Origin of the sequence: Actinosynnema sp. NPDC023658 (assembly GCF_040639995.1) — a bacterium.
Taxonomy (GTDB): domain Bacteria; phylum Actinomycetota; class Actinomycetes; order Mycobacteriales; family Pseudonocardiaceae; genus Actinosynnema.
In genome coordinates this window covers 1-1,793 of sequence record NZ_JBFAAX010001077.1, presented here as the reverse complement: position 1 = coordinate 1,793, position 1,793 = coordinate 1, and the positions used below count along the sequence as shown (strand labels likewise).

The following is a 1,793-nucleotide window of genomic DNA, read 5'->3' as shown; positions in this document are numbered from 1 at the left end:
GGCCCGCGCAGCAGCACGAACCGCACCAGCGGCGGCCGGCGCAGCGAGAACGGCTCCGCGATCACCTCCCGCACGAACGGCGTGAGGTCGTCGGCGGACACCCGGCGCACGCGCAACCGCGTCACGTCGTCGTCGTGGACGACGCGCACCGGGTGGTCGCCGGAATCCGCGAACGACGACCTGAGCATGTCGTGCCTGCGTGCCGTGCGGCGCACGGCGGCGTCGAGCGCGTCCACGTCGATCGCGTCTCGGATGGCGAATGCGAAGGCCACGTTGTACGCGGCGCTGTCCGGGGCGACGTCGTGCAGGAACCAGAGGGCTTCCTGCCCGACCGACAACGGGTTCGTGGGCATTTCGCCACGGTAGCCGCCGGGCGGCCGAAAGTCCGGCGCATTCACCGATAGAGGATGAGCGGAGGAACCCCCGGCCCGATATGGGCACAGTATTGGATTCGGGTTCACGCTACCGGGTGCCTGGGTATCTGCCACACCGCCGAACGTGTGCGGTCGTGACGGCAGAATTACTGTGAGGAGTCACCGTTCATGGACAACGATGGGTCGACGCGCCCGGTCGCGTTGGTTTCCGGGGGAGCCAGGGGTATCGGTCGGGCGGTCGTCGTCCGCCTCGCGCAGGCCGGCTACGACGTCGGTTTCTGCTACCGCCGCGACGTCGAGTCGGCGGAGCTGACGGTCAAGGAAGCGCAGCAGTTCGGCGGCCGGGTGGTCGCGGAGCAGGTCGACGTGGCCGACAAGGCGCAGGTCGACGACTACGTCCAGCGGCTGGTCGCGGACGTCGGCACGCCGGCGGCGGTGGTGAGCTGCGCGGGCGTCGTGCGGGACAAACCGCTGGCCCTGCTGGACGCCGACGACTGGGACTCGGTGCTGCGCACCAACCTCGACGGCACGTTCAACCTCTGCCGGGCCGCGCTGCGACCGATGATCGGGCGGCGCGCGGGCGCGTTCGTCACCCTCTCCTCGATCGCGGGCGTCGAGGGCAACGCCATGCAGACGAACTACTCCGCGTCGAAGGCCGGGATCATCGGCTTCACCAAGGCGCTCTCCAAGGAGGTCGGCCGGTACCGGCTGCGGGCGAATGTCGTCGCGCCCGGGTTGATCGACACCGACATGACCGCCGGACTGGACTCCGCGACGACCAAGGGTTATCTGCGGCGCGTTCCGTTGAACCGGTTCGGCCGGCCGCGGGAAGTCGCCGAGGCGGTCGCATTCCTGCTCTCCGACCAGGCCGCGTACATCACCGGTCAGGTGCTCCGCGTGGACGGCGGTATCGGGCTGTGACCGAATCGACGGGAAATAGGGGTGTACCGCACCCCGGCAGTTCCGCACCACTGGCTCGGAATTCCTGTTTCGCGCTTTCCACCGCGCGGTCGGGGGATTTCCGGTGAGCGGCATGCGCGGTTCCCGGATCAGCGGCGTCGGCGCGTACCGACCCGCGCGCGTCGTCACGAACGACGAACTGGCCGCGCGGACCACGGTCAGCGCCCAGTGGATCGAGGAACGCACCGGCATCCGTCAGCGGCGGTACGCCGCGGACGGTGAGGACGTCGTCTCCATGGCCATCGCGGCGGGTGCGGCGGCGGTCAAGGCCGCCGACCTCGTGCCGGACGACGTCGACCTGGTCGTGCTCGCGACATCCTCGCGCGAGCAGTTGGCCCCGGCGGGGGCACCACGAGTGGCCAGCGGCCTGGGCGCCGGGGGCGCGGGGGCGTTCGACCTGAACGCCGTCTGCGCCGGGTTCACCTTCGGCCTGTCCGTCGCGTCCGACGCGGTGCGGAC

General features: G+C 70.5%; 2 protein-coding genes and 1 pseudogene. 2 read left to right on the top strand and 1 reads right to left on the bottom strand.

Translation table 11 applies throughout. The features are described from left to right. A partial coding sequence (locus tag AB0G02_RS38245; RefSeq protein ID WP_360804812.1) for a condensation domain-containing protein occupies positions 1-353 on the bottom strand: 353 nt, incomplete at its 3' end. Between the two features lie 189 nt (positions 354-542). Between AB0G02_RS38245 and fabG the strand changes: the two genes are divergently transcribed. Then, complete coding sequence (fabG, locus tag AB0G02_RS38240) at positions 543-1,295, top strand: 3-oxoacyl-ACP reductase FabG (protein WP_360804809.1); 753 nt, start codon at positions 543-545, stop codon at positions 1,293-1,295. A gap of 103 nt (positions 1,296-1,398) precedes the next feature. Beyond that, positions 1,399-1,793: pseudogene (locus tag AB0G02_RS38235) on the top strand (3-oxoacyl-ACP synthase); the annotation flags it as partial.